The following is a 23267-nucleotide window of genomic DNA, read 5'->3' on the forward strand; positions in this document are numbered from 1 at the left end:
GCCCTACTTCCCGTTCATCCAGAACAGATCGTCATGCCGCACCACGAGCTTGCCCTCTGCGCGCACGGTTGCGCTGTGATCCTTGGGATAGCACTTGCCCTGCACGGTCCCGCTCTTCACACCCTTGGCAGCACCCGCCGCGTCGCCGATGGTGGTGGGTACGATGCTCATGTCGTACACCACCACCGGATGCCCGTTGGCGCGCACGCTGAGTGCCACCGACGTCGTGCTGTTCAGCTGCGCCGTCACGGGGTAAGGCACGGGTGGAATCGAGCTGCCCATGGGCGTCTTGCAGACGTCGGGGGCAAGGCTCACGACCTTCCAGCCTCCCTGCTTGCGCGCGGCGACGTTGGCGCTCATGGCGTGGGCTCCAGCGCCGCCGTCTGGCCGGGTTGTGGCGCAGAACGAACCAGCGGTGCATGCGGGTCGGTCTCGAAGCGCGCCTCGATCACCCGCACGGGCGCATCCGACGGAATCCACACGCGATGCACAAGCGACAGCGTCAGGGCTTCGGCATCCACGAGCACGGTGTCGGTGACCATGGGCAGCGGCAGCAATGCACCGTTGTCGAGCCGCAGCAGCACCAGCGCGCGGTGGCCAGGCAGGGTAAAGGACAGGTGGCCGTCCGGTGTCGACGCGGGGTCGGTCAGGTTCCACAGCTCGATGCGCGCGTCGGGCGGCAGATACGGAATCTGCTGGTCGGCGGGCGCCGCGTTCCAGTAGCCGAAGTCGAAGTCGTGCGGTGGCCAGGGGTGGCGCTGCGCGAGCCATGTGTCGTCGTAGGTGCCCGCGAGCGCCAGCCTGGGTGCCCAGGCTCGGCCCACGACGCCAAGCCCGGCCGGTTCGCGGCCATAGCCCTGCGCGACTTCGGCCATGGCCCGCGCATCCAGATTCACCCCGGCGTGCTTCGCCAGCACCGGCTGTTGCATGCGCTCGTGCGCTGCTTCGATCTGGGGTGCGGGCATCCGCTCGACGGCGGGCAGCCCGGCCTGGCGCGCCAGATCGCCGGCACGCCGGTCGACCCAGCCCTGGCCCAGCGGGTTGGAGAAGCAGACCTCGTTCAGCAACGGCGGCTCATCGTCGGGAGCGTCGGGCCGGCGCAAGAGGCTGCGCCCGCCGAAGGCATGCTCCCAGCGCACGGGCACGCTCTCGACGGGCTGCGAAACAATGCGCGCCCATTCACGGCCATTGCGCAGATAGAGCAGAGAAGGACCGCTGACGAGCAGCCGCTTGTCGAGCACCGTGCGCGGCGCGGCCAGTGCCTCGGCCCGGCGCTTCTCGTCTTCCCATGCGGCTTGCTGCTGCGGCGTCAGCCGGGCCCCCGGGTGAAGCGGCTTGGGCGGCTCCGGTGGTTGCGCCCACTGCTGGCCGGCCGTCACTTTCACGCGCACTTCCCATTCGGGTGCGGGAATCCCCTCCGGCGCATGGGCGGTGGCATTCACGATCACGTCGCAGCGCGGCTTGTAGGGAGCCAGGTCGCTCTCCTCGCGCGGGCTCGATGCGCCCTCCTCGCCCCAGTAGGCATCGGCCAGTGCCAGCGGCACCGGGTCTTCGTCGTTGACCTCGGCCTGCCAGCGGCCTTGCCTGCCGCGCACGAGCCTGTAGCCGACCTTCATGGCGACGACCCTGTACTCGCGGTCGCCCGGCGTGGCCGCGCGAAAGCACAGCGCGTCGAAGGGCGTGAGGTTGCGAAACTCCACTGCGAGGCACTCAGTTGAGGTCGATGTCCTTGCCGCTGATCTGCACCGGCCCGCTCGCGGAGAAGTCGAAGGTCGACCCGCTGATGGTGACCGCGCCATCCGAGGTCATGACCAGCGAGCTCTTGCCGCACACCAGCTCGATGCGATCGCCGGCATGCAGGGTCAGCGACTTGCCCACGTCCACGCGCTTGGACTGCCCCACCTGCTCGGTCTGCATCAGCGCGACGGTGGTGTTCATGGCCGCGCCCACCGTGATCTGGTAGCCGAGGCCGATGGTCAGCGCCTTCGCGAGCCCGATGGTCTCGGCCTTGGCCAGCGCGATGGTCTCCATCTTCGCGCCGCCGATGGTCACGGTCCGGTGCTCGCCGATGTTGATGGTCTCGTTCAGCCCGACCTTCTCGGTGCGGTTCATGCCGATGCCGATGGTCTCGTTGAGGTCGACGGTTTCGGTGCGGTTCTTGTGCACCGTGATGGTCTCGTCGAGGTCCACGGTTTCCGTGCGGTTCTTGTGGATGGTGATGGTCTCGTTGCCATCGACCGTCTCGGTGCGGTCGTTGTGCACCGTGATGGTTTCGTCATGGTCCACGGTCTCCGTGCGGTCGTGCTTCACGTGCACGGTCTCGTCGTTGTCGATGGTCTTCGTGCGGTCGTGGCCGACCCAGTGGGTTTCGTCCTTCTCGACTTCGATGTCCTGGTTGCGCTCGGCGTGCAGCCATACCTGTTCCGCGCCCTTCTTGTCCTCGAAGCGCAGCGCGTTGGCGTTGGCGTCGGTCGCGCCTTCGGAACTGCGCGTGAGCAGGCCGCTCTGCGTGGCGTTGTCGGGCAGCGTCCACGGTGGCATGTTGTCGGCGTTGTAGACGCGACCGGTCACGATGGGCCGGTCGGGGTCGCCGTTCTCGAAGTCGACGATCACCTCCTGCCCGATGCGCGGGATTTGTATGCCGCCGAAGTTGGTGCCGGCCCAAGGCGAAGACACGCGCACCCAGCAGGAGCTGTTCTCGTCCTTGGTGCAGTAGCGGTTCCAGTGAAAACTGAGCTTCACGCGGCCGTATTCGTCGGTCCAGATCTCGCGGCCTGCCGGGCCCGTGACGATGGCGGTCTGCGGGCCCGTGGTGCGCGGGCGAGGTGCTTCTGGCGCCTGCGCACGAAAAACCTTGCTGCTGGGCAGGACCTCGAAATCCACGCGGCACTCGAACTCCTGCTGCGCGCTGGCATCGCCGATGTCCTGCAGCCGCAGGTGCGCATCGGTCACGAGGTACTCGCGGTTGGAGTCGTTCTGCGGATGCCGCTCAAGCGTCATCAGGCAGCCCGGCACCACGGCGCGCAGGTTGCCCGAGCCGCTGGCGCGTTCGCCCTGGCTGCCGGTTTCTTCCATGCGGGTGCGCACCAGCTGCTCGCCCTCGGACTCGACCACGTAGTCGCCGGGCCAGCCATAGCGCTCCTGGCTGCCTTGCGCGGTCTTGCGCGGCATGGCGCTCACCTGCTGCAGCCGTGCCTTGGGCCGCTTGAAATCGAAGTCGTCAGTGACCCAGCGGCCGCTTTGCAGCGTCTCGCAAGCGTTGAAGCGGTCGCAGTGTTCTTCGCGCACGGTGTCGTCGGCGCCATGGAACGGAATCTTCTGGTAGCCCCCGCTGGCGTATGGCTGGTGCGCCGACATGTCGTCCACGATCACCAGCTTGTGGGTGCCCTCGGCATGCTCGAAGAAGTAGTAGAGCCCCCATTCGTGCATGAGGCGCGCGACGAAGTCGAAGTCGCTCTCGCCGTACTGAACCTGGAATTCGCGCGCCGGATAGCTGCGGGTGGCCTTCACTTCGTGGGCGAACTCGTAGTCGGACAAAACCTCGCCGAGGATGTCGAGCACGGTCTTGTTCTGGAAGATGCGGTAGTCGCTCGTGCGCGTGGCCAGCGTGAGCCAGGGCTCGATCACTCCCTCGTACAGTGCGCGTCGGTTTTCCAGGCGCAGGAAGCGCACGCGTGTCACAAGGCCCGAGATGTGGCGCTTGTCTTCGCCCGCGCCCGGGCGCCCATCGAGCACGATGTGCACCGTGAGCGTCTCGCCCACGAGCTGCTTGATGTTCACGTTGGCGGCCTGCCGCTCGTTGTAGCCCGCCTGCTCGGGCGTGCTGAACGTGATGGTGTAGCCGAACAGCTTGCTCAGGCCCTCGTCGCCTTCGATGGCGATGGGCTCCAGTGCGGGTTGCCCACCAAGCGTGGGCATGGCGGCACAAGAAGCGGTCAGAACGCGGATTGCCCGCGCTGCGCCTGTTGGCATGACACTCTCCCTGGAATTCGGATCAACGCACGAAAGTCAGGACATCGGGCCGATCCTCGCGGCCCGGTGAAACGGAAGCGGCCCGCTTCCGTTTCACGCACAAGGAAGGATCAGGCTTCCTTGTTTTCCTTGATGTTCCAGGCCAGAACCGTCTCGGCGCCCTTGCCGCCCTTGTCGGTCTGTTCCCAGTACTGCTGCTTGACCTTCGCGGCCTGGAACGCGTACTGCACGAACGCCGCATCCGAACCCTGCTCGGCCGTGTACTGCACCGACGTCACCAGCACTTCTTCCAACGTCACGCGCGTGTATTCGATCTGCGAACCACCGGCCTTGCACACCGACACTTCCACCTTGCTCAGGTGCTTGCCGCTCGCGCAGTTCTTCATGACGGACGGTGCCGCCTTGTCGATGCGCGCCAGAACCTGCAGGTCGTTGAAGCTGGCCTTGCCGACGCCACCGCCACCACCGCTGACCATGTTGCCGGGCTGCGTTGCGCCCCATGCAAACGACTTGATGTCCGTCCACTCCTTGTGGTTCGAGTCCTTCGATTCGCCGTTCGCGCCTTCAACGCGCATGAACATGTCTACTGCCATGACTGATTGCTCCCTGGGTTGTGGCGCCCCCTCCGGGCGCCGTGAACATTTACCGCCACTGCGGCGGCACGATTGAAATCCGGTCATGGCAGCACTCATGTCGTGCCGCCACCGGAGCCAAGTGAGTGCGATGTTCGGATCGGACTGTGACAAACGGATTGAATTCGGACGAATTCCTTTCCTGATCGCGTCATTTCTCACAAATCATTTTTCGAGCGCCTCAAAGACGACAGCAAAAAGAGTTAATCAAAATTAACCAATGCTTCAAATCCGAAAACCAAACAGTTCATTGGCCTGATTTCTCATCGAACGAAAAAACCCGCCATCGAAACGATGGCGGGCCTTTTCTGATTTGCAGAGCCAAGGGCAGCTACTCGGCCATGCGCGCTTCGCCCAACCACTTCGCTGCCAGCGCAGGCACGATCTCCGCCGCCTTGCCCTGCAGGAAGGCGAAGCCGCGCGGCACCTCTTCCATGTCGAGCGCGACCAGCACCTTCTGTGCAGCGCGATCCGCATATTGCACAAGGGATGCCGCCGGATAGACCGTGAGCGATGTGCCCACGACCAGCACACGCGCCGCCGTGGCCACGTGCTCCTCGGCTTTCTCGAAGTGCTGCACGGCTTCGCCGAACCACACGATGTCGGGGCGCAGCTGGGTGCCGTCTTCACACAGCTGCCCCATGGCGATGGGATCGCCATCGATGCGATAGCGCTTCGGCTCGGGCTCCGATGTGCCCCGTGCATATGCGAGCTGCCCGTGCAGATGCACCACGTTGCGCGAACCCGCGCGCTCATGCAGCGCATCGACGTTCTGCGTGACGATCACGACTTCGTATACCGACTCGAGCGACGCGATGGCAAGGTGCGCGGCATTCGGCTGCGCCTGCCACGCCTTCTGCCTGCGCTCGTTGTAGAAAGCCAGCACTGCCTCCGGATGCCGACGCCATCCTTCAGGGCTTGCAAGCTCCTGCCACGAGTAGCTGTTCCACAAGCCCTTGGCATCGCGGAACGTGGGCAGGCCGCTCTCGGCGCTCACGCCGGAGCCCGACAGCACGACGATCTTGTTCGGCTGGACCTGGGGTTTCATGCTTCGGCACTCCTCTGGCTTTGTGGATGAATTATTGGCTCCCCGAACACGGATCGAACGTGTGACCTGCGCATTAACAGTGCGCCGCATCTACCAGCTGAGCTACCGGGGAAAAATCGATACTGATGAAGAGGTGAATGGAGGCGCGACCCGGAGTCGAACCGGGCTGGTCGGATTTGCAATCCGCTGCACTGCCGCTTTGCTATCGCGCCAAAACCTGGTGATGAAGTTGAAGAAAAAGTGGTGGATCGTCTTCGAGTCGAACGAAGTATTCCGAAGAGACGGGGTTACAGCCCGCTGCAGTCGCCAGTGCTGCTCACGATCCAGGCAAGGATGAAATGAATGGCGCCCCGCAGGGGAGTCGAACCCCTGGCTTCCTCCTGGACAGGGAGGCACTCTGGCCACTGAGTTAGCGGAGCGAAGAAGAAAGAAAGCTGGCAGGCCCTCAAGGATTCGAACCTTGGATGCCGGGATCAAAACCCGGTGCCTTGGACCACTAGGCGAAGGGCCAGTAAAAATGGTGCCTCGTGTGGGATTCGAACCCACGATCTTCGGGATGAAACTCCGAGGTCCTTGACCGCTAGACGAACGAGACGTTGAAGCAAGAATGAAGAAATGGCGCGCGCGGAAGGAGTCGAACCTTCAACCGTTGGGTTTGGAGTCCAGTGCTCTGCCAGTTGAGCTACACACGCGTGGAAAGGCGAAGAAAGAAAAGATGGTCTGAGTGGCAGGATTTGAACCTGCAGCCTCCTGCTTCCAAGGCAGGCCGTCTACCAGATTGACACTACACCCAGAGAAATCCGAGAGAGAAAAATTGGTGCCCCAGGGGAGACTCGAACTCCCAGAATTCCGCTTCTAAGGCGGACACGTCTACCAATTGCGTCACCAGGGCTGAAAAATATTTAGCGAAGCGACGACACGTTTCAGTGGCCGGTCTCGCTTCGGTGTCTGTGAATTTTTAAGGAGCGTCACCAAGCCGGGGCTCGGTGTGTCGCGGCGTGATCGCCGCTTGGAAGGAAGAACAAGAAGAAAGCAAAGAGGCCCGGAACCTTGCGGTGTCCGGGCCTCTGCTGAAGAGAGCTTGGGAGGTCTGCGCCTATGCGCTTCCTCCACCCGGTTGCACCTGATCCTCGCAATCGCACGGCCACAGATTGGCCTGCGGGTTCTGCATCGGATACAGGGACTGCTCGAGCTGCTGCAATGCCGGCAGCAGGCCAAAGCCGAGGCCATCATGCGAAGCGATGCGCACGAACACGTTGCCCGATGCGGGGCAAGTGCTGTAGATGCGGATCTTTGCGGCTTTCACGATGTGTGTCCTGTTGGCGTCGAGTGGGTTTGGACTGTAAATAGTCTTTACACAATCGTCAACAACTTTGATCGGCTTTTTTTCAAGTACCGTTGCGGCAACGCACTCCCTCCCTTTCACCTCCAGGAGCCTGCATGGCGTCTTCGACCCTCGCGACACATCCGCACTACGACCGTCTGATCGCAACCGCGCGCAACCTTCCTCCGTTGCGAGTCGCGGTGGTTCATCCCGCCAACGCGGTGTCGCTCGAAGCGGCGCTCGCTTCCGCGGCACTGGGGCTCATCGCACCGACGCTGGTAGGCCCGCGCGCGAGGATCGAAGCTGCCGCGCGCGAGATCGGCATCGATCTCTCCAGCATCGCGATCGTCGACGCACCGCACAGCCATGCCGCCGCCGATGCGGCCGTCGCGATGGCGCTGCGCGGAGAAGTCGATGCATTGATGAAGGGCAGCCTGCACACCGACGAGCTGATGGGCGCCGTCGTGCGCCGCGAAGGCGGCCTGCGCACCTCGCGCCGCATCAGCCATTGCTTCGTGATGGACATCCCCGGCCACGCACAGCCGCTGATCATTTCGGACGCGGCGATCAACATCGCGCCCACGCTCGAGGAGAAAGTCGACATCGTGCAGAACGCGATCGATCTCGCGCATGCGCTGCTGATGCCGGCGGTGCGCGTGGCGGTTCTCTCGGCAACGGAAACAGTGAACGCCAAGGTACCGTCGACGCTCGATGCCGCGGTGCTGTGCAAGATGGCCGACCGCGGCCAGATCACCGGCGCGGTGCTCGACGGCCCTCTCGCGATGGACAACGCCATCGACGCCGAGGCCGCGCGCATCAAGGGCATCAACTCGCCGGTGGCGGGCCGCGCCAACGTGCTCATCGTGCCCGACCTGGACGCCGGCAACATGCTGGCGAAGAGCCTCACCTTCCTCGGCGGTGCCTATGCGGCGGGCATCGTGCTGGGCACGAAGGTGCCGGTGATCCTCACGAGCCGCGCCGACTCGGAATCGGCACGGCTCGCTTCGTGCGCCGTTGCCTCCATGCTCGTGAAGGCGGGGCGCGACAAGCTCATCAAGGCGGTGGGCTGAGCGCTATCGAGCGCCCGCCACGATCGCGATTCCCCTGATCTGTCCGGCGGCCGCTGCGCGCTCCGGCTTCGGATAGCGCGCCGGCGCAAAGCGGTGCAGCAGCTCCGCCTCCTGCACCTTGGCAGCTTCGAAATTCGCGAGCTTGACGTGGCCGAAGCCACGAATCGACAGCGGCAGCGCCGCAATGCGCGCGGCCGTCGCCTGGTTGCCGGCCGAAAGCTCGTCCGCCATGGCTTCCAGCAGGCCGTCGAAATGCGCGATCAGTTCGCGTTCCATCCGCCGCTCGCCGGTACGCCCGAACGGGTCGAGCGCCGTGCCGCGCAGCCGCTTGCCATGCGCCAACCAGCGCATCGCAGGCAGCATCCAGCTTCCGATGCGGATCTTGGCGGGCGCCTTCCCATGCGCACCGCGCGAAAGCACCGGCGGCGCCATGTGGAATTCGAGCTTCAGGTCGCCCTCGAACTGCTCCTGCAGCTTCTGCACGAACGCACCGTCGGTATAGAGCCGCGCCACTTCGTACTCGTCCTTGTAGCTCATGAGTTTGAGCAGGCTGCGCGCCGCATTGCGCGTGAACGGCAGGCTCGCATCGCCGCCCTGCAACCCGGCCTCGCGCGCACGCAGGCCTCGGATGCGCGTCTCGAAGCGGTCTGCCCACGCAGCGTTCTGGTAGCCCGTCAGGTGGCGGCGCGCATCGGCGATCAGCACGTCGAGCGGGCGCCCGTCGACAGAAGAAGCCTGCGCATCGACAGGCGCGGCACGCAGCGCATCGAGCGCCTCGGGGTTGCCCGCCGCAAGTCGCCCCAACGAGAAGGCCGACTGGTTCGCAGCAACCGCCACGCCGTTGAGCTCGATCGCATGCATCAGCGCTTCCAGGCTCAGCGGCACCAATCCGCGCTGCCATGCGTAGCCGGCCGCGACGATGTTCGCGGCGAGCGTGTCGCCCAGGAATTCTTCCGCCAGGCTCTGCGCATCGAAGGTCTCGACCTGCTCGTCGCCGGCCACGAAACGCATCTTCTCCAGCAGCAGGTCGACGTGCAGGTCCGCGTCCGGGTTGCGCAGTGCTTCAGCGACCGGAATCTCGTGGATGTTCGCGAGCACGCGCGTGCGCCCGTGCCGCACGGTCTGCAGCGCGTCGGCCGAAGCGCCCACCACCACGTCGCAGGCGAGGATCGCGTCGGCCTGCTGCGTGTCGATGCGCACCTGGTGCAGCCGCTCGCGCGAATCGGCCAGCCGCACGAAGCTCAGCACCGAGCCGCCCTTCTGCGCGAAGCCCATGAAGTCGAGCACGCTGGCAGCCTTGCCTTCGAGGTGCGCGGCCATGGCGATCACCGCGCCCACCGTCACCACACCGGTACCGCCCACGCCGGTCACGAGCAGGTCGTAGGGGGCGGTCCATTCGTGCTCCGCCGGGTACGGCAGCGCGGCCACGCGATGCAGGAAGGCATCGCGCCCCGCCGCCAGCGCGCCGCTCTTGCGGCGCAGCTTGCCGCCCGTCACGCCCACGAAGCTGGGGCAGAAGCCCTTGGCGCAGGAGTAGTCCTTGTTGCAGCTGGTCTGGTCGATCTTGCGCTTGCGGCCCATCGGCGTTTCGTGCGGCAGCACCGCCACGCAGTTGCTCTGCACGGTGCAGTCGCCGCAGCCTTCGCACACGGCCTCGTTGATGAAGAGGCGCTTGGGCGGATCGGCCAGCTCGCCCTTCTTGCGGCGGCGGCGCTTTTCGGCCGCGCAGGTCTGCTCGTAGATGAGCACTGTCACGCCCGCCATCTCGCGCAGGCGGCGCTGCACGTCGTCGAGCGCGGCGCGGTCGTGGAACTCGGTGCCTTGCGGAAAGCGGCCCTTGATGTCGTCGTACTTTCCAATGGCATCGCTCACCACCACCACCTTGCTCACGCCCTCCGACTCCACCTGCCGAGCGATGGCGTCGACGCTGATGACGCCGTCGACCGGCTGCCCGCCCGTCATCGCCACCGCGTCGTTGAACAGGATCTTGTAGGTGAGCGTCGCCTTGGCCGCCACGGCCTGGCGGATCGCGAGGTAGCCCGAGTGGTAGTAGGTGCCGTCGCCCAGGTTCTGGAACACGTGCGGCGTCTTCGTGAACATGGCGTGCGAGATCCAGTCGACGCCCTCCCCGCCCATCTGGATCAGCCCTGCGGTGCTGCGGTCCATCCAGTTCGCCATGAAGTGGCAGCCAATGCCGGCGCGCGCCGTCGAGCCTTCAGGCACCTTGGTGCTGGTGTTGTGCGGGCAGCCGGCGCAGAAGTACGGCAGGCGCTTGACCGCATCGCTCGCGTTGCCGAGCAACTCGGGCGGCGTGAAGTCGCGCACGTGCTGCAGGTGGTCGCCCAGGTCGTGGTTGTCGGGGAAGTGCACGGCCAGCCAGTGCGCGACCAGTTCGATGAGCCGCGACGGGCGCAGTTCGCCCAGCGCCGACACCAGCGGCTGTCCCTCGCGGTCATGCTTGCCGACGAGCACGGGGCGCGCATCGGCGGGCGCGTTGTAGAAGATGTCGCGCAGCTGCGTCTCGACCACTGCGCCCTTCTCCTCGACGATGAGGATCTCCTCCAACCCCTGTGCGAAGGCCTTGATGCGCGTCTGCTCCACCGGAAAGCTCAGGCCGATCTTGTAGAGCCGCACGCCGGCGCGCGCCAGTTGCTCCGGCGAGAGCTCGAGCCGGCGCAGCACTTCCATCAGGTCGTGATGTGCCTTGCCGCAGGTGACGATGCCCACCTTCGCGTGCTCGCTCACGATCACATGGCGGTCGATGCTGTTGCGCTTGGTGAATGCAGCTACTGCCGCCAGCTTGTCCTCGAGGCGCGACTCGATGCGCAGCGAAGGCAGATCGGGCCAGCGGTAGTGCAGGCCATCCGGCGGCGCGCGATGGCCGGTGGCTGAACTTACGGCCTCGGCGTCTTCCCACGCTTCGATGCGGCTGTTGATCGCATCCAGGTCGACGGTGCCCGCGCTTTCCACCACCTCGGACAGCGCCGCCATCCCGACCCACGCGCCCGAGTAGCGCGAGAGCTCGTAGCCGTACAGGCCGAACTCCAGGTACTCGGCCACGCTCGAGGGCTGCATGATGGGCATGCGCCAGGCCATGAAGGCGTGGTCGCTCTGGTGCGGCATCGACGACGACACGCAGCCGTGGTCATCGCCCGCCACCACCAGCACGCCGCCATGCGGCGACGAGCCGTACGCGTTGCCATGCTTGAGCGCGTCGCCCGCGCGGTCCACGCCGGGGCCCTTGCCGTACCACATGGCGAACACGCCATCGACGGTGCGCTCGGGGTCCGATTCCACGCGCTGGGTGCCCAGCACCTGCGTGGCCGCGAGTTCCTCGTTGACGGCCGGCACGAAACGGATGCCGGTCTGCTTGAAGCGTTCACCGGCCTTCCAGATCGCCTGGTCGACCATGCCCAGCGGCGAGCCGCGGTAGCCACTGACGAAACCCCGCGTGTGCAGGCCGCGTTGCGCATCGCGCCGGCCCTGCATCACGAGCACGCGGATCAGCGCCTGCGTGCCGGTAAGAAAAACCGAGCCGGATTCGGCCCAGAGGTTGTCGGAAAGTTGGTAGCCGGGCCGTCTTATCGCGGTGGCGTTGTGTGGGGCATCCATGCCCGGAATTGTTCTGCCGCCCTCCGGGGAAGTGCTTCTTCAATGCACTAGCGCAGACCCTTGTTTCGAGAAGAATTCACTCCAATAGAGGCTTGAAAGTCAGTTTTCTTTTCCATTTCCGCAAAAGAAGAGAAAACACACTCCGCCAGAATCAGTCCTGCCTGCGCATCGCGAAGAAGCCTCCCGCCACCAGGATGAACGCCCCGATGATCACCTTCTGCCAGGTGCTGGGCACGCCGGCCAGGATCAGCACGTTGTTGATCAGCGTGACCAGCACCACCCCCAGCAGCGTGCCGCCCACGGTGCCGCTGCCGCCGGTGATGCGCGCGCCGCCGAGGATCACGGCCGCGATCACGTCCAGCTCGTTGCCCACCAGGTCGAAGGGGTTCGCCAGCCGCGTGCTCGACACGTGCACGATGCCCGCAAGCCCCGAGAGGAAGCCCGCGTACGCGAACACGAAGACGTGCACCGTGCGCAGGTTGTAGCCCAGCCGCTCCGCGATCGCGAGGCTGCCGCCGATGGCGTACACCGCGCGGCCGATCAGCGTGCGGTTCAGCAGCCACCAGGTCAGCGCCGCCGCGAAGACCAGCACCAGCACGGTGGCGGGCAGCACCACGTGCAGGCCCTGCGGTGTGTCGAAGCGCCACAGCGCCAGCTTGCCGAAGGCGTCCATCGGCGCGGGCACGTTCATGAAGAACACGGTGCCCACGAAGGTCAGCAGGATGCCCCGGTACAGGTACTGCGTGCCGATGGTCACGATCAGCGACGGCGCCTTCAGCCAATGCACCAGCAGCCCGTTGAGCACGCCCAGCAGCGCGCCGCTCGCCGCGCCGGCGATCAGCAGCAGCGCGATGGGCGCTTCCGGAAAGTAGTTCAGCACCAGCTTGGTGATGCTGTACATGGTGAGCGCCGCAATGGCCGCGAACGACACGTCGATGCCGCCGGCGGCCAGCACGATCAGCACGCCCAGCGCGAACAGGCCCAGCACCGTGCAGGCACGCACGATGTCGAACAGCACCGGCAGCTGGAAGAAGCTCGGGTTGATGGCGCCCACCGCCAGGCTCGCCAGCACGATCAGCGCGAGCGTGAAGACCGAGGGACGCTGCGCGAGCCAGCCGCGCAGCGAGAACCGCGCCTCGGGCGGGAGCGGAGCCGATTCCGGCGTGGCCGGCGCTGGATGCGCTTGCATGGTGGAAGCCGTCATGAGAATGCGGGGGAAGGTGTGTCGGAAACCAGCGCGTGGTAGAGATCGCTCTCGGCGAGCCCCTGCGCGTCGAAGTCGTTGGCGATGCGGCCCTTGCGCATCAGCAGGATGCGGTCGCAGTTCTGCAGCAGCTCCTGCAGGTCGTCGCTCACCAGGATCACGCCCAGCCCCTGCTCGGCCAGCCGCTGCACGATGCGGTAGATGGTGTCCTTCGAGCCCACGTCCACGCCCACGGTGGGGCCGTGCAATATCAGCACGCGCGGCCCGATGGCCAGCCAGCGCCCGATGAGCACGCGCTGCTGGTTGCCGCCCGAGAGCGACTGCACCGGCCGGTCGACGTCTGGCGTGGCGATCTGCAACTCGCCCACGGTTCGTTCGGCCAGCGCCTGGCACTGCCGCATGTCGAGTGCGCCGAAGCGGCCGCGCAGGCGGTTCAGCACGGCCGTGACGATGTTGTCGCGGATCGGCTTGTCGAGGAACAGGCCCTCGCTCAGTCGGTCCTCCGGCACATAGCCGATGCCCTGGCGGATGCCGTCGGTGGGCGTCTTCAGCACGATCTGCCTGCCGTCGAGCAGCACGCGCCCGCGGTCGGCGCCCTGCACGCCGGCCAGCGCCAGCGCGAGCTCGTTGCGGCCGGAGTCGAGCAGCCCGGTCACGCCGAGGATCTCGCCCTTGCGCAGCGCGAAGCTCACGTCGCTGAACTGCGCGCCGCGGCCCAGCGATTCCACCTTCAGCAGTTCGTCGCCGCCGTGCGTGCCGTGGCGGTAGCGCTCGCCGTCGAGGTGCTTGCCGGTCATCCAGTGCGCGATCTGCGCCTTGGTGAAGTCGCGGATCGGCCCCTGCGCCACCTTCGTGCCGTCGCGGAACACGATGGCCTGGCCGCCCATGGCCATGCACTCGTCGAGCTTGTGGCTCACGAACAGCACGGCCACGCCCTGCTCGCGCAGCACCTCCACCACATGCACGAGGTTGTCCACCTCTTTCTGCGTGAGCGAGGTGGTGGGCTCGTCCATGATGACCATGCGCGCGCGAGTGGCCACCGCGCGCGCGATGGCCACGAGCTGCCGGGTGGCAATCGGCATCTCGTCCACGCGCCGCGCGAGAAAGGCCGCGTCGGTCGGCAGCTTCACCGCCTGCAGTGCCCGGGTGGCGGTGGCCGCGACAGCCTTGCGGTCGAAGCGCCGCGCCAGCCTGCCGCCGGTGGCGACGAGCTGCTCGCTCAGCGCGACGTTCTCGGCCACGCTCATGTTCGGCAGCAGCGACAGGTCTTGATAAACCGTCTCGATGCCCAGCGTGAGCGCCTGCAGCGGCGACAACGATTCGTACGGCTGCCCGTCGATCACGATGCGCCCCTGGCTCGGCGGCTGCGCGCCCGAGATGATCTTGATCAGCGTGCTCTTGCCGCAGCCGTTCTCGCCGAGCAGGTGGTAGATCTCGCCGGCCTCGATGACGAGGTCGATGCCGCGCAGCGCGTGCACGCCCGCGAAGCGCTTGTGCACATCCTGCACCTCGAGGAAGACCCGGCGTCCGGCCGTGCTCTTTGAGCTTGCCGGACTTGCTTGCGTGGAAGGCGCGGTAAGAGTCATGGCCGGCGGAAGCTCAGAACGAGTACTTCTTGTAGTTCTGCTTGTCGACCTCGACCCAGGCCTGGCCCGTGACGATGATGCCGACGCCCGGGCCCTTCTTGACCGAGACCTTGTTGTAGCCCGGCACGCCCATGTCGGTGCCGTCGGTGATGGTCTTGCCGTCGAGCAGCATCTTGGCGGCCTTGTTCATGACGATGCCGGCGTCCTTCGGGTCCCAGAAGGCGATGCCGCCGACCGCGCCCGACTCGAGGAACTTGGCCGCCTCGCTCGGCAGGCCGGTGCCGAAGACGCAGATCTTGCCCTGCAGGCCGGCCTCTTCCACCGCGCGGCCGATGCCCAGCACGTCGAGCGAGGACGAGCCCTGGAAGCCCTTCAGGTCGGGGTGCTTGCGCAGCATTTCCTTGGCCTTGCCGTAGGCCTTCTCGGCGTCGTTGAGCGACTCGTTCTTGGCGTCGACCAGCTGCATCTTGGGGTACTTCTTCGCGTTGGCCGCGCCGCCGTCGGCCCATTGCACCTGCGACTGGCTGCCCAGCGAGCCGACCAGCGAGGTCCACTTGCCCTGCTGGCCCATGCAGGCGGCCAGGCGCTCGTTGATGCGCGCGCCGTAAGCCGTGTTGTCGAAGGCCTCGATGTCGACCATGGTGTTCTTCTGGTTGTCGGCCTCGTGCGTGACGACCTTGATGCCGCGCTCCATCGCGCGCTTGAGCACCGGCTCCAGCGTGGGCGGGTCCATCGACACCACCGCGATCGCGTCGACCTTCTTGGCCACCAGGTCTTCCACCAGGCGCTGCTGCTGCGCGGCGTCCGACTGGGCCGGGCCGATCTGGCGCGTGGCCACGCCCGGCGTGCTGCTGCCGAACTCCTTCACGCCCACTTCCATGCGGTTGAACCAGCTGATGCCGGTGATCTTCACGACGGTGACGATGTCCTGCGGCTTGCCCTGCGCATGCAGCGCCGAGGCGAAGGCCACGGTGCCGAGTGCCAGCACGGTGCAGGCGATCTTGGTTTTCTTCAGCATGTTCGTTTGTCTCCTAGCCCTCGGTGGTTCTCTGCGTCGCGCCAGGAGGGGGCTGATGCGGCGGTGCGCTGGTGCGCGAAACGGAGATGAAGCTGCGCAGGTCGCTCACGCTGAAGCGCGCCGATGCCAGGAAGAACAGCAGCAGCAGGCCCCAGGCGCAGTCGCGGAAGAAGTTGGAAATGCCCAGCAGGTTGAAGGTGCTCGACAGCAGCTGCAGCGCCACGGCCGAGAAGAACAGGCACACCATGCGCCCGTAGCCGCCCTGCGGCCGCACGCCCGCCATCACGGTGATGAGGATGGCGATGAGCAGGTAGGAGTTGCCGTAGTCCGACTTCACGCTGGCGGTACGGCTCGCGATGATCACGCCCGCCACCGCCGACAGCACGCCGCACAGCGCGTAGGTGGCAATCAGCATGCGACCCTGCGGAATGCCCGCGTAGCGCGCCGCCTTGGCATTGGTGCCCAGCAGGAAGAGCCGGATGCCGAACGGGCTCTGCTTGAGCAGCCAGCCCACGGCCAGCAGCATCGCGATGAAGATCGCGAACGGAATCGGCACGCCCAGCACCATTTCGTTGCCGATGGCCGAGAGCGGCTCCGCGTTGCCCACGCGCAGGCTGGAGCCGCCGGTGAGCACTACGGCCAGGCCGGTGTAGAGCAGCTGCGTGCCCAGCGTACAGAGAATGGGCGTGAGCCCGGCGCGCGCGATCAGCACACCGTTGAGCAGCCCGCCCACCAGCCCCACCGCGATCGCGATCGCCGCGAAAGCGCCGGTGTAGAGCCACGGCGAAGCATCGACCTCCACCAGCATCGGCGCCAGCGTGGCCGCCACGACGCCCGAGAGATTGGCCAGCGCCACGCCCGAGAGGTCGATGCCGCCGTTGCCGGAGATCATCGACAGCGCCACGCCCATGGCCAGCAGGCCGAGCTCGGGCAACTGGCCGCCCATCGACTGGAAGTTGTAGACGTCGAGGAAGTCGCCCCTCGAGAGCACGGTAGCGACCACGAGAATCGCGACGTTGATGCCGACCAGGAAGTTGAGCTCGCGGTCTGAAAACCTGAATTTCACGGAAGGCTCCTTTGCTGCTCGCGGTTCAGGCCACTGCCCGACCCAGCAGCGCATCGACTTCGGCGCGCGTGGGCATCGACGGTGCCGTGCCCGCGCGCGTGACCGAGATGGCCGCCACGGCCGATCCGAAGCGCGCGGCCTCCAGCGGCGACGCGCCCTCGGCCAGCGCGGCCGCGAAGCCGCCGTTGAAGGCATCGCCCGCGCCGGCCGTTTCCTTCACCGCGCCGGCATGAAACACGGGCAGGTGCACCGATTCGCTCGCGCTGTGCAGCAGCGCCCCCTTGTCGCCGAGCGTGATGAGTGCGCAGCCCACGCCCTTCGCGAGGAAGAAGTCACCCGCGCGGCGCGCGTCCTCGATGGTCTCGACCGCGATGCCGCTCAGTGCCGCGGCCTCGTGCTCGTTGGGCGTGATGTAGTCGCACAGCGAGTAGAGCGCGTCGTCGAAGGGCAGCGCCGGCGCCGGGTTGAACACCGTCACGGTGCCGGCAGCGCGCGCAAGCTCGAGCCCGCGCTGCGCGGCGCCAGCGGGCTGCTCCAGTTGCGTGACGAACACGCGCGCACCGCGGATGGCATCGGCGGCAGCCTCCACATCGGCGGAGTCGATGAGCGCCGCCGCGCCGGGCACCACGATGATGGCGTTGTCGCCCGTGACCTCGTGCACGTAGATGAAGGCCGCACCGGTCGGCTGCGTCGTCACCTGCGGCACGCGCGGCGTGATGCCTTCCTGCGCCCAAAGTGCCAGCGCATTGGCGCCGAAGGCGTCCTGCCCGAGCTTGGAGATGAAGGTCACCCGGGCGCCGGCACGCGCGGCGGCCACCGACTGGTTCGAGCCCTTGCCGCCGGGGCCCATGGCGAAGCCGGAGCCGGCAATGGTCTGGCCCACGCCCGGAAGGTCGGCCGCGCGAAAGGCGAGGTCCGCCACGAAGATGCCGAGCACGGCCACGCCGTGTTGTTGCTGTTGATGCTGTTGCGAGGAAAAGGCAGTCATCGCGATCAGGCCTCGGGGGCGAGCACGCCCTTCTTGAACACGAAGCAGCCGTAGAAGCGGCGCTCGCCGGTGGCGATCACGCAGTAGGCGCGGCGCGCGGCCTCGTAGAAGGCGAAGCGTTCGATGGAGCCCATCGGCCGCGCGCGTCCTTCCGCCGCATCGATCTCGCGCTGCATCTCCTGCTGCACGGGCGGAATCTCGTTGGGCGCGCCCATGATCTCCATGCGCCGCGCCGGATCGTCCACCGCGTTGTCCAGCGGCAGCACCGAAAGAATGGCGCGCGCCGCCTCGGCGGTGCCCACGCCGTCGATGCGCAGCAGCCGGCCCAGCGCAGTCTGGCGTGCGACCGAATCGGCCGGGAAGTTGGCGTCGCACAGCACCAGCTCGTCGCCATGGCCCATGGCGCGCAGGGCGTAGAGCACATCGGCGTTGAGCAGCGGATGAATGGACTTCAGCATGCGGTCTCCTCGAAATGGAACGGCTTTCGCGGTTGCGATCCTAGACAAAGAAAACGTTTGCGCAAACGTTTTCCTTTCGGGGATTTCCCTTGGTTCCGGTGATGCGGACAAAAGCCGCGCACTCATTCGCCATAGGGAATCCAGATGTTCTTGACCTGCGTGGCATGCCGCAGGAATGCGGGGCCCTCGGCCGATGCGGCGTCGTGCCAGTCGGTGGCCAGGCCGTGGTCGACCAGGGTGCGCTTGAGGTTGCCCACAGACAGCCGCTCGGCTTCGCGCGACAGTTCCTTCGCGCCGAAGACCCAGAGCGCATCGACGTCGTCGTGCTCCGCCAGCGTGCGCGCGAGGCTCGCGGCCGGGCCGGTCACGAGGTTGACGACGCCCGCCGGCAGGTCGGAGGTTTCGAGCACCTGGTAGAAGTCGGTGGCGACCAGCGCATGCTTCTCGCCCGGCACGACCACCGTGCGGTTGCCCATGGCCAGGAGCGGCGCGAGCAGGCTCACGAAGGACAGCAGCGGGGCCTCGTCGGGACACACCACGCCCACCACGCCGATCGCCTCGACCGTGGCCAGCGCCACGCCGCGCAGCGGCGGCACATGCACCGTGCCCTCGTACTTGTCGGCCCAGGCGCCATAGGCGAACAGACGGCTCACCGATGCGTCGACCTCGGCCTGCGCGGCTTTCGCAGGAACGCCGCTCAGGCTCGCGATGCGCGCGGCGAATTCGCCTGCGCGGGCCGAGAGGTTTTCCGCGAGGTAGTACAGCGCCTGCGCGCGGCGATGCGGCGTCGCGCTCGACCAGCCCGCCGCCGAACGCGCTGCGGCGGCGGCGTTGCGGATGTCCTTGCGGTTGCCCACGCCCACCTCGCCGGCAGGCTGTCCGTTGGCAGTGAAGACCGGGCGCGAGAGTTCGCCGTCGGGCCGCGCCTGCTTGCCTCCGATGAAGAGCTTGGCGGTACGGTCGATGGCGGGCAACGCCGGCTCTTTCACATCCGCACTCTCGTTCGCCGCCGCTGCCGAAGCAACAGCCGCAACGGCAGTGCGCGGCTTGCGCTGCGCCCAGGCACGCGGCTTCAGGTATTCGTAGCAGCCCTCTCTCCCGCCCTCGCGGCCGTAGCCGGACTCGCGGTACCCGCCGAAGCCCACGCCCGCGTCGAAAAGATTGGTCGCGTTGACCCACACCACGCCCGCCTGCAGTTGCGGCGCAATGCCCAGCGCGAGGCCGATGGTCTCGCTCCACACGCTGGCGGCGAGGCCGTAGCGCGTGTTGTTGGCCAGCGCGACGGCTTCGTCGGGGGTGCGGAAGGTCATCGTCACCAGCACGGGCCCGAAGATTTCCTCGGTCGCGACGGTGGAGGCGGGCTGCACGCCTGTCAGCAACGTCGGCGGAAAGAAGCTGCCACCCGGTGGCAACGCGCACGGCGCCTGGTAGCAGCTCGCACCCTCGCGCACGCCGGTCGCCACCAGCGAGCGCACTCGCTCTAGCTGCGTGGCGTCGACCAGGCTGCCCATGTCGATCGCCTTGTCCAGCGGCGGGCCCACGCGCAAGGTCTGCATGCGGCGCTTGAGCCGCGCGATGAAGTCGTCGGCGATGCCTTCCTGCAGCAGCAGCCGCGAGCCGGCGCAGCACACCTGGCCCTGGTTGAACCAGATGGCATCGACCACGCCTTCCACGGCAGCGTCGATGTCCGCGTCGTCGAACACGATGAAGGGCGACTTGCCGCCCAGCTCCAGCGTGAGCGACTTGCCCGTGCCCGCCGTGGCGGTGCGGATGAGCCGCCCTACTTCCGTCGATCCGGTGAATGCGATCTTGTCCACGCCCTCGTGCGCGACCAGCGCCGCGCCCGTGGCGCCGTCGCCGGTCACCACGTTGAGCACGCCGCGCGGCAGGCCGGCCTGCGCCGCCAGTTCGGCGAAGAGCAAGGCGCTCAGCGGCGTGAACTCGGCCGGCTTGAGCACCACGGTGTTGCCCAGCGCGAGCGCGGGCGCGATCTTCCACGCGAGCATCAGCAGCGGGAAATTCCACGGAATGATCTGGCCGACGACGCCCAGCGGCACCTGGTCGGCGAACTCGCGCTCCTGCAGCTGCGCCCAGCCGGCATGGTGATAGAAGTGGCGCGCGGCCAGCGGCACGTCGAGGTCGCGCGTCTCGCGGATCGGCTTGCCGTTGTCCAGCGCCTCGACCACGGCGAGCAGGCGTGCGTGGCGCTGCACCATGCGCGCCAGGGCGTAGAGATGCCGCGCACGGCCATGGCCACCGAGCGCGAACCAGCCGGGCTGCGCGGCGCGCGCCGCCGCCACCGCGGCGTCCACGTCCTTCGCGGAACCTTGGGCGATGCGGGCCAGGCGCTGGCCGGTGGCCGGCTCGGCCGTGTCGAAATGCGCGCCCTCCGATGCAGGCGTGAAGCGCCCGTCGATGAAGTGGCCGAAACCTTCGGCATGGCGCGCGAGCCATTCGCGCGCGTCGGTGTCGCTCTCTGGCGCGGGGCCGTAGTCCATGGTGTCGAAGTAGCGCGCGACGCTGCTGTTGCTGCTGTTGTTGTTGCTCATCGGGCTCATCCGATCGGGTGGCGGTTGTAGGCCGAGTAGCGGCCTGTGACGTGGTGCTCCAGCTGGCGCTCGATGTCGGCCAGCAGCGTGGATGCGCCGATGCGGAAAAGATCAGGCTCGAGCCAGTCGCGGCCCAGCTCTTCCTTCATGAGCACCTGGTAGTCGAGCGCCGTCTTCGCAGTGGAAACACCGCCGGCGGGCTTGTAGCCCACGCGGAAACCGGTGCGGGCCTCGTACTGCCGGATCATCCGCAGCATCGCGAGCGTGACCAGCGGCGTGGCGTTCACGCCCTCCTTGCCGGTGGAGGTCTTGATGAAGTCGGCGCCGGCCATCATGCAGACCATCGAGGCCTTCGCGACATTGCGCAGCGTTTTCAGCTCGCCCGTCGCGAGGATCGCCTTCACATGCGCCTCGCCGGCGGCGCGGCGGAAGTCGAGCATCTCGTCGTAGAGCTTCTTCCATTGGCCCGCGAGCACGTGCTCGCGGGTGATGACGATGTCGATCTCCGCCGCACCGTCGCGCACCGAGGCTTCGATTTCCTTGAGCTTGAGTTCGTGCGGGATCAGCCCCGCCGGAAAGCCCGTGGACACCGCCGCCACCGGAATGCCGGTGCCGGCCAGCGCCTCCACGGCGGTCGACACGAAGCGGTGGTAGACGCACACCGCCCCGGTGTGCAGCTTGCGGTCGGCAAAGCCGAGCGCGGCCAGCAGGTCGGGACGCACCGGCATCGCGGCCTTGGCGCAGAGCCGCTTCACGCGCTCGGCGGTGTCGTCTCCGCTGAGCGTGGTCAGGTCGATGCAGGTGATCGCCTTCAGCAGCCAGGCCGCCTGCGCGTCCTTCTTGACCGAACGGCGCCCTGGCAGCGTGGCCACGCGGCGCTCGGCGGCCGAGAGGTTGAAGCGGATGCCGTCGATCCAGCCGGTATCGAAGGGTTGGGCGGTGTTGCGAGGAACGGCGACGTGGGTCTGCGCGGGCGTCGTCGGCGCTGCTGCTGTGGCCGAGGCCGGCGCAGCCGGACGCGAGCGCACCGCGCCGCTGGGGCGAACGAGGGAAGTGGAGGTCATGGATGAACTGGCGCCGTGGCGCGCGAAGGCCGCGGCTGCGGCGGGCAGGCAAGGGGCATGTCTTTTGTCTCCGGGCTGCGTCGCGTGGCGGCGCTGCCATGATGTTGTTTGTGTTGGCACAAATGTTATTACAAGAACATTTATTTGTGCAATATGTTTTTTCAACAACATCAACCCGGCTTGCGATGACCGATACTCCGGCACGTGGACCTGAGGAGACCGAACATGCGAAGAACCGCCGGAGCCGAGGCCCGGGCCGTGCGCCTGGCCAGGATGCAGGAACTCGTCGAGGCCGGCGGCCCGCTGCCGATCAAGCAGGCGGCCCAGCAGCTCGAAGTGACGGAAATGACCATCCGCCGCGACCTGTCGTCGCCTGGATCACCCCTCAGCGCCCTCGGAGGCTACGTGCTCGCGACCACGCTGCCGGGCGCCGAGCGCTACTCGCTCGACGAAGCCGGCGACCAGCACGCGGCCAACAAGCGCCTGGCTTGCGAGCGCGCCGCCGGGCTGGTGCAGCCGCACGACAGCCTGTTCATCGACTGCGGCACCACCATGGCCCATTTCGCCGAGGCGCTGCCGCCCGAGATGCCGCTGAGCGTAGTGTGTTACTCCACGAACATTTCCTCGGTGCTGAGCCGCCGTCCGAACACGCAGCTGATGCTGCTGGGCGGGCTGTACCACCCTTCGTCGGCCACCTTCTTCTCCGACGAGGGCCTGCAATACCTCAGCAGGCTGGGCGTGAACAAGGCCTTCATCTCCGCGGGCGGAGTCGACCTGGAACGCGGCGCGAGCTGCTCCAACTTCCACGAAGTGCCCGTGAAGCAGGCAGCCATCCGCAGCGCATCGCAGAGCTTTCTGGTGCTGGACGAAAGCAAGCTCGGCACGCTGAGGCCCGCCTTCTTCAGTCCGCTCGATGCCTTCGCGCGCATCGTGGTCGGCGGCTCGCCGGAGGCCGCCTTGAAGAAGCAGTTCAAGGACCTGCCGCTGGAATACGCGTAGAAAGAAACGCTTCGCAGCGGCCTGCGCACGGCCTTGCCCGGCCGCATCGATCAAGGAGAATCGCGACGATGGCGTGGACCGGCATCCGGTCCACACACCCCACCCACTACCTTCGATCCCGCGATGAATGCCGGCCCCGTTTCCCTCGACGAGCATTGCCTCAAGATCCTCTCCGCGCTGCAGCATGACGGCCGCCAGACCGTGCAGCAGATTTCGGAGGCGGTGGGCCTGTCGCCCACGCCCTGCTGGAAGCGCATCAAGGACATGGAGGCCGCCGGCGTCATCCGCGGCTACACGACGCTGGTCGATCCCGAGCAGGTCGGCCTGCACGTCTCGGCCGTGGCCGAGGTGAACCTCGACCGCCACAGCGAGGCGATGGTGCAGCGCTTCGAGGAGGCCGTGGCCGCCAGCCCGCAGATCATCCGCTGCGTGTCGGCCACCGGCCCGGCCGACTACATCCTCAACGTGACCGTGCCCGACATGAAGCACTACGAGCGCTTCCTGCACGAGGTGCTGTTCAGCCTGCCCGGCGTGACGCACGTGCGCTCCAGCATCGTGCTGCGCGAGATCAAGTCGGAAGCCGCGCTGCCGCTTGACCATCTGCTGCCGGGCACGCCGCGCGCCTCGGGTTCGCGGCGCGGCTAGCCTCGTACTGGCACCAGCAAGAAAAACGACAC

At 66.9% G+C, this 23267-nt stretch carries 18 protein-coding genes and 7 tRNA genes; 3 read left to right on the forward strand and 22 right to left on the reverse strand.

Annotated features, from left to right (window positions below):
- Nucleotides 1–3 precede the first annotated feature (3 nt).
- The 13 genes from EJO71_RS00415 to EJO71_RS00480 form a co-directional block, all read right to left on the reverse strand.
- Entirely contained in the window at nt 4–360 is a 357-nt protein-coding gene (locus tag EJO71_RS00415) for a DUF4150 domain-containing protein (protein WP_125947316.1), read from the reverse strand.
- On the reverse strand, nt 357–1700 hold the full coding sequence (locus EJO71_RS00420; protein WP_125947315.1) for a DUF2169 domain-containing protein: 1344 nt from the start codon (nt 1698–1700) through the stop codon (nt 357–359). Before EJO71_RS00420 ends, EJO71_RS00415 begins: the two co-directional genes overlap by 4 nt.
- A gap of 10 nt (nt 1701–1710) precedes the next feature.
- Nucleotides 1711–3918, reverse strand: coding sequence for a type VI secretion system tip protein TssI/VgrG (gene tssI, locus EJO71_RS00425; RefSeq protein ID WP_240651268.1), 2208 nt, complete (start codon nt 3916–3918; stop codon nt 1711–1713).
- Nucleotides 3919–4082: 164 nt separating this feature from the next.
- Complete coding sequence (locus tag EJO71_RS00430; RefSeq protein ID WP_125947314.1) at nt 4083–4565, reverse strand: type VI secretion system tube protein Hcp; 483 nt, start codon at nt 4563–4565, stop codon at nt 4083–4085.
- A gap of 370 nt (nt 4566–4935) precedes the next feature.
- A complete protein-coding gene (locus EJO71_RS00435; protein ID WP_125947313.1) occupies nt 4936–5652 on the reverse strand; it encodes an NAD-dependent deacylase in 717 nt (238 codons plus the stop codon).
- A gap of 35 nt (nt 5653–5687) precedes the next feature.
- A tRNA-Asn gene (locus EJO71_RS00440) sits at nt 5688–5764 on the reverse strand.
- Between the two features lie 26 nt (nt 5765–5790).
- Nucleotides 5791–5864 (reverse strand) — tRNA-Cys (locus tag EJO71_RS00445).
- A gap of 131 nt (nt 5865–5995) precedes the next feature.
- Nucleotides 5996–6071, reverse strand: a tRNA-Asp gene (locus EJO71_RS00450).
- Between the two features lie 99 nt (nt 6072–6170).
- Nucleotides 6171–6247, reverse strand: a tRNA-Glu gene (locus tag EJO71_RS00460).
- Between the two features lie 21 nt (nt 6248–6268).
- Nucleotides 6269–6344, reverse strand: a tRNA-Trp gene (locus EJO71_RS00465).
- A 24-nt stretch (nt 6345–6368) separates the two neighbouring features.
- Nucleotides 6369–6446 (reverse strand) — tRNA-Pro (locus EJO71_RS00470).
- A gap of 21 nt (nt 6447–6467) precedes the next feature.
- A tRNA-Leu gene (locus tag EJO71_RS00475) sits at nt 6468–6544 on the reverse strand.
- A 204-nt stretch (nt 6545–6748) separates the two neighbouring features.
- The gene (locus EJO71_RS00480; protein ID WP_125947312.1) at nt 6749–6958 is read right to left on the reverse strand and encodes a hypothetical protein; all 210 of its coding nucleotides are present in this window, start codon (nt 6956–6958) and stop codon (nt 6749–6751) included.
- A 134-nt stretch (nt 6959–7092) separates the two neighbouring features.
- Here EJO71_RS00480 and EJO71_RS00485 point away from each other — a divergent pair, with 134 nt between their 5' ends.
- Complete coding sequence (locus EJO71_RS00485) at nt 7093–8046, forward strand: phosphate acetyltransferase (RefSeq protein ID WP_125947311.1); 954 nt, start codon at nt 7093–7095, stop codon at nt 8044–8046.
- Between the two features lie 3 nt (nt 8047–8049).
- On the opposite strand, the gene EJO71_RS00490 is transcribed toward EJO71_RS00485, so the two are convergent.
- The 9 genes from EJO71_RS00490 to deoC form a co-directional block, all read right to left on the reverse strand.
- On the reverse strand, nt 8050–11658 hold the full coding sequence (locus EJO71_RS00490; protein WP_125947310.1) for an indolepyruvate ferredoxin oxidoreductase family protein: 3609 nt from the start codon (nt 11656–11658) through the stop codon (nt 8050–8052).
- Between the two features lie 151 nt (nt 11659–11809).
- Nucleotides 11810–12862, reverse strand: coding sequence for an ABC transporter permease (locus EJO71_RS00495; protein ID WP_125947309.1), 1053 nt, complete (start codon nt 12860–12862; stop codon nt 11810–11812).
- Complete coding sequence (locus tag EJO71_RS00500; RefSeq protein ID WP_240651267.1) at nt 12859–14448, reverse strand: sugar ABC transporter ATP-binding protein; 1590 nt, start codon at nt 14446–14448, stop codon at nt 12859–12861. The genes EJO71_RS00495 and EJO71_RS00500 overlap by 4 nt, the downstream gene beginning before the upstream one ends.
- Nucleotides 14449–14461: 13 nt before the next feature.
- Nucleotides 14462–15466 carry a substrate-binding domain-containing protein gene (locus EJO71_RS00505; RefSeq protein WP_093305307.1) on the reverse strand — a complete coding sequence of 335 codons (1005 nt, stop codon included), beginning with the start codon at nt 15464–15466 and terminating at the stop codon, nt 14462–14464.
- A gap of 13 nt (nt 15467–15479) precedes the next feature.
- Nucleotides 15480–16532 carry an ABC transporter permease gene (locus EJO71_RS00510; RefSeq protein WP_125947308.1) on the reverse strand — a complete coding sequence of 351 codons (1053 nt, stop codon included), beginning with the start codon at nt 16530–16532 and terminating at the stop codon, nt 15480–15482.
- Nucleotides 16533–16557: 25 nt separating this feature from the next.
- Nucleotides 16558–17520 (reverse strand): ribokinase, encoded by a 963-nt coding sequence (locus EJO71_RS00515; protein ID WP_125947307.1) that lies wholly within the window; start codon nt 17518–17520, stop codon nt 16558–16560.
- A 5-nt stretch (nt 17521–17525) separates the two neighbouring features.
- Nucleotides 17526–17978 (reverse strand): RbsD/FucU family protein, encoded by a 453-nt coding sequence (locus tag EJO71_RS00520; RefSeq protein ID WP_125947306.1) that lies wholly within the window; start codon nt 17976–17978, stop codon nt 17526–17528.
- Nucleotides 17979–18100: 122 nt separating this feature from the next.
- Entirely contained in the window at nt 18101–20527 is a 2427-nt protein-coding gene (locus EJO71_RS00525; protein ID WP_125947305.1) for an aldehyde dehydrogenase family protein, read from the reverse strand.
- A gap of 5 nt (nt 20528–20532) precedes the next feature.
- On the reverse strand, nt 20533–21591 hold the full coding sequence (deoC, locus tag EJO71_RS00530) for a deoxyribose-phosphate aldolase (RefSeq protein WP_125947304.1): 1059 nt from the start codon (nt 21589–21591) through the stop codon (nt 20533–20535).
- Nucleotides 21592–21816: 225 nt separating this feature from the next.
- On the opposite strand from deoC, the gene EJO71_RS00535 reads away from it, so the two are divergent.
- Nucleotides 21817–22590, forward strand: a complete 774-nt coding sequence (locus tag EJO71_RS00535; RefSeq protein ID WP_125947303.1) for a DeoR/GlpR family DNA-binding transcription regulator — start codon at nt 21817–21819, stop codon at nt 22588–22590.
- A 123-nt stretch (nt 22591–22713) separates the two neighbouring features.
- Nucleotides 22714–23235, forward strand: coding sequence for an Lrp/AsnC family transcriptional regulator (locus tag EJO71_RS00540; protein WP_125947302.1), 522 nt, complete (start codon nt 22714–22716; stop codon nt 23233–23235).
- Nucleotides 23236–23267 lie beyond the last annotated feature (32 nt).

Source organism: Variovorax sp. 679 (assembly GCF_003952185.1).
In the GTDB taxonomy this organism is placed as follows: domain Bacteria; phylum Pseudomonadota; class Gammaproteobacteria; order Burkholderiales; family Burkholderiaceae_C; genus Variovorax.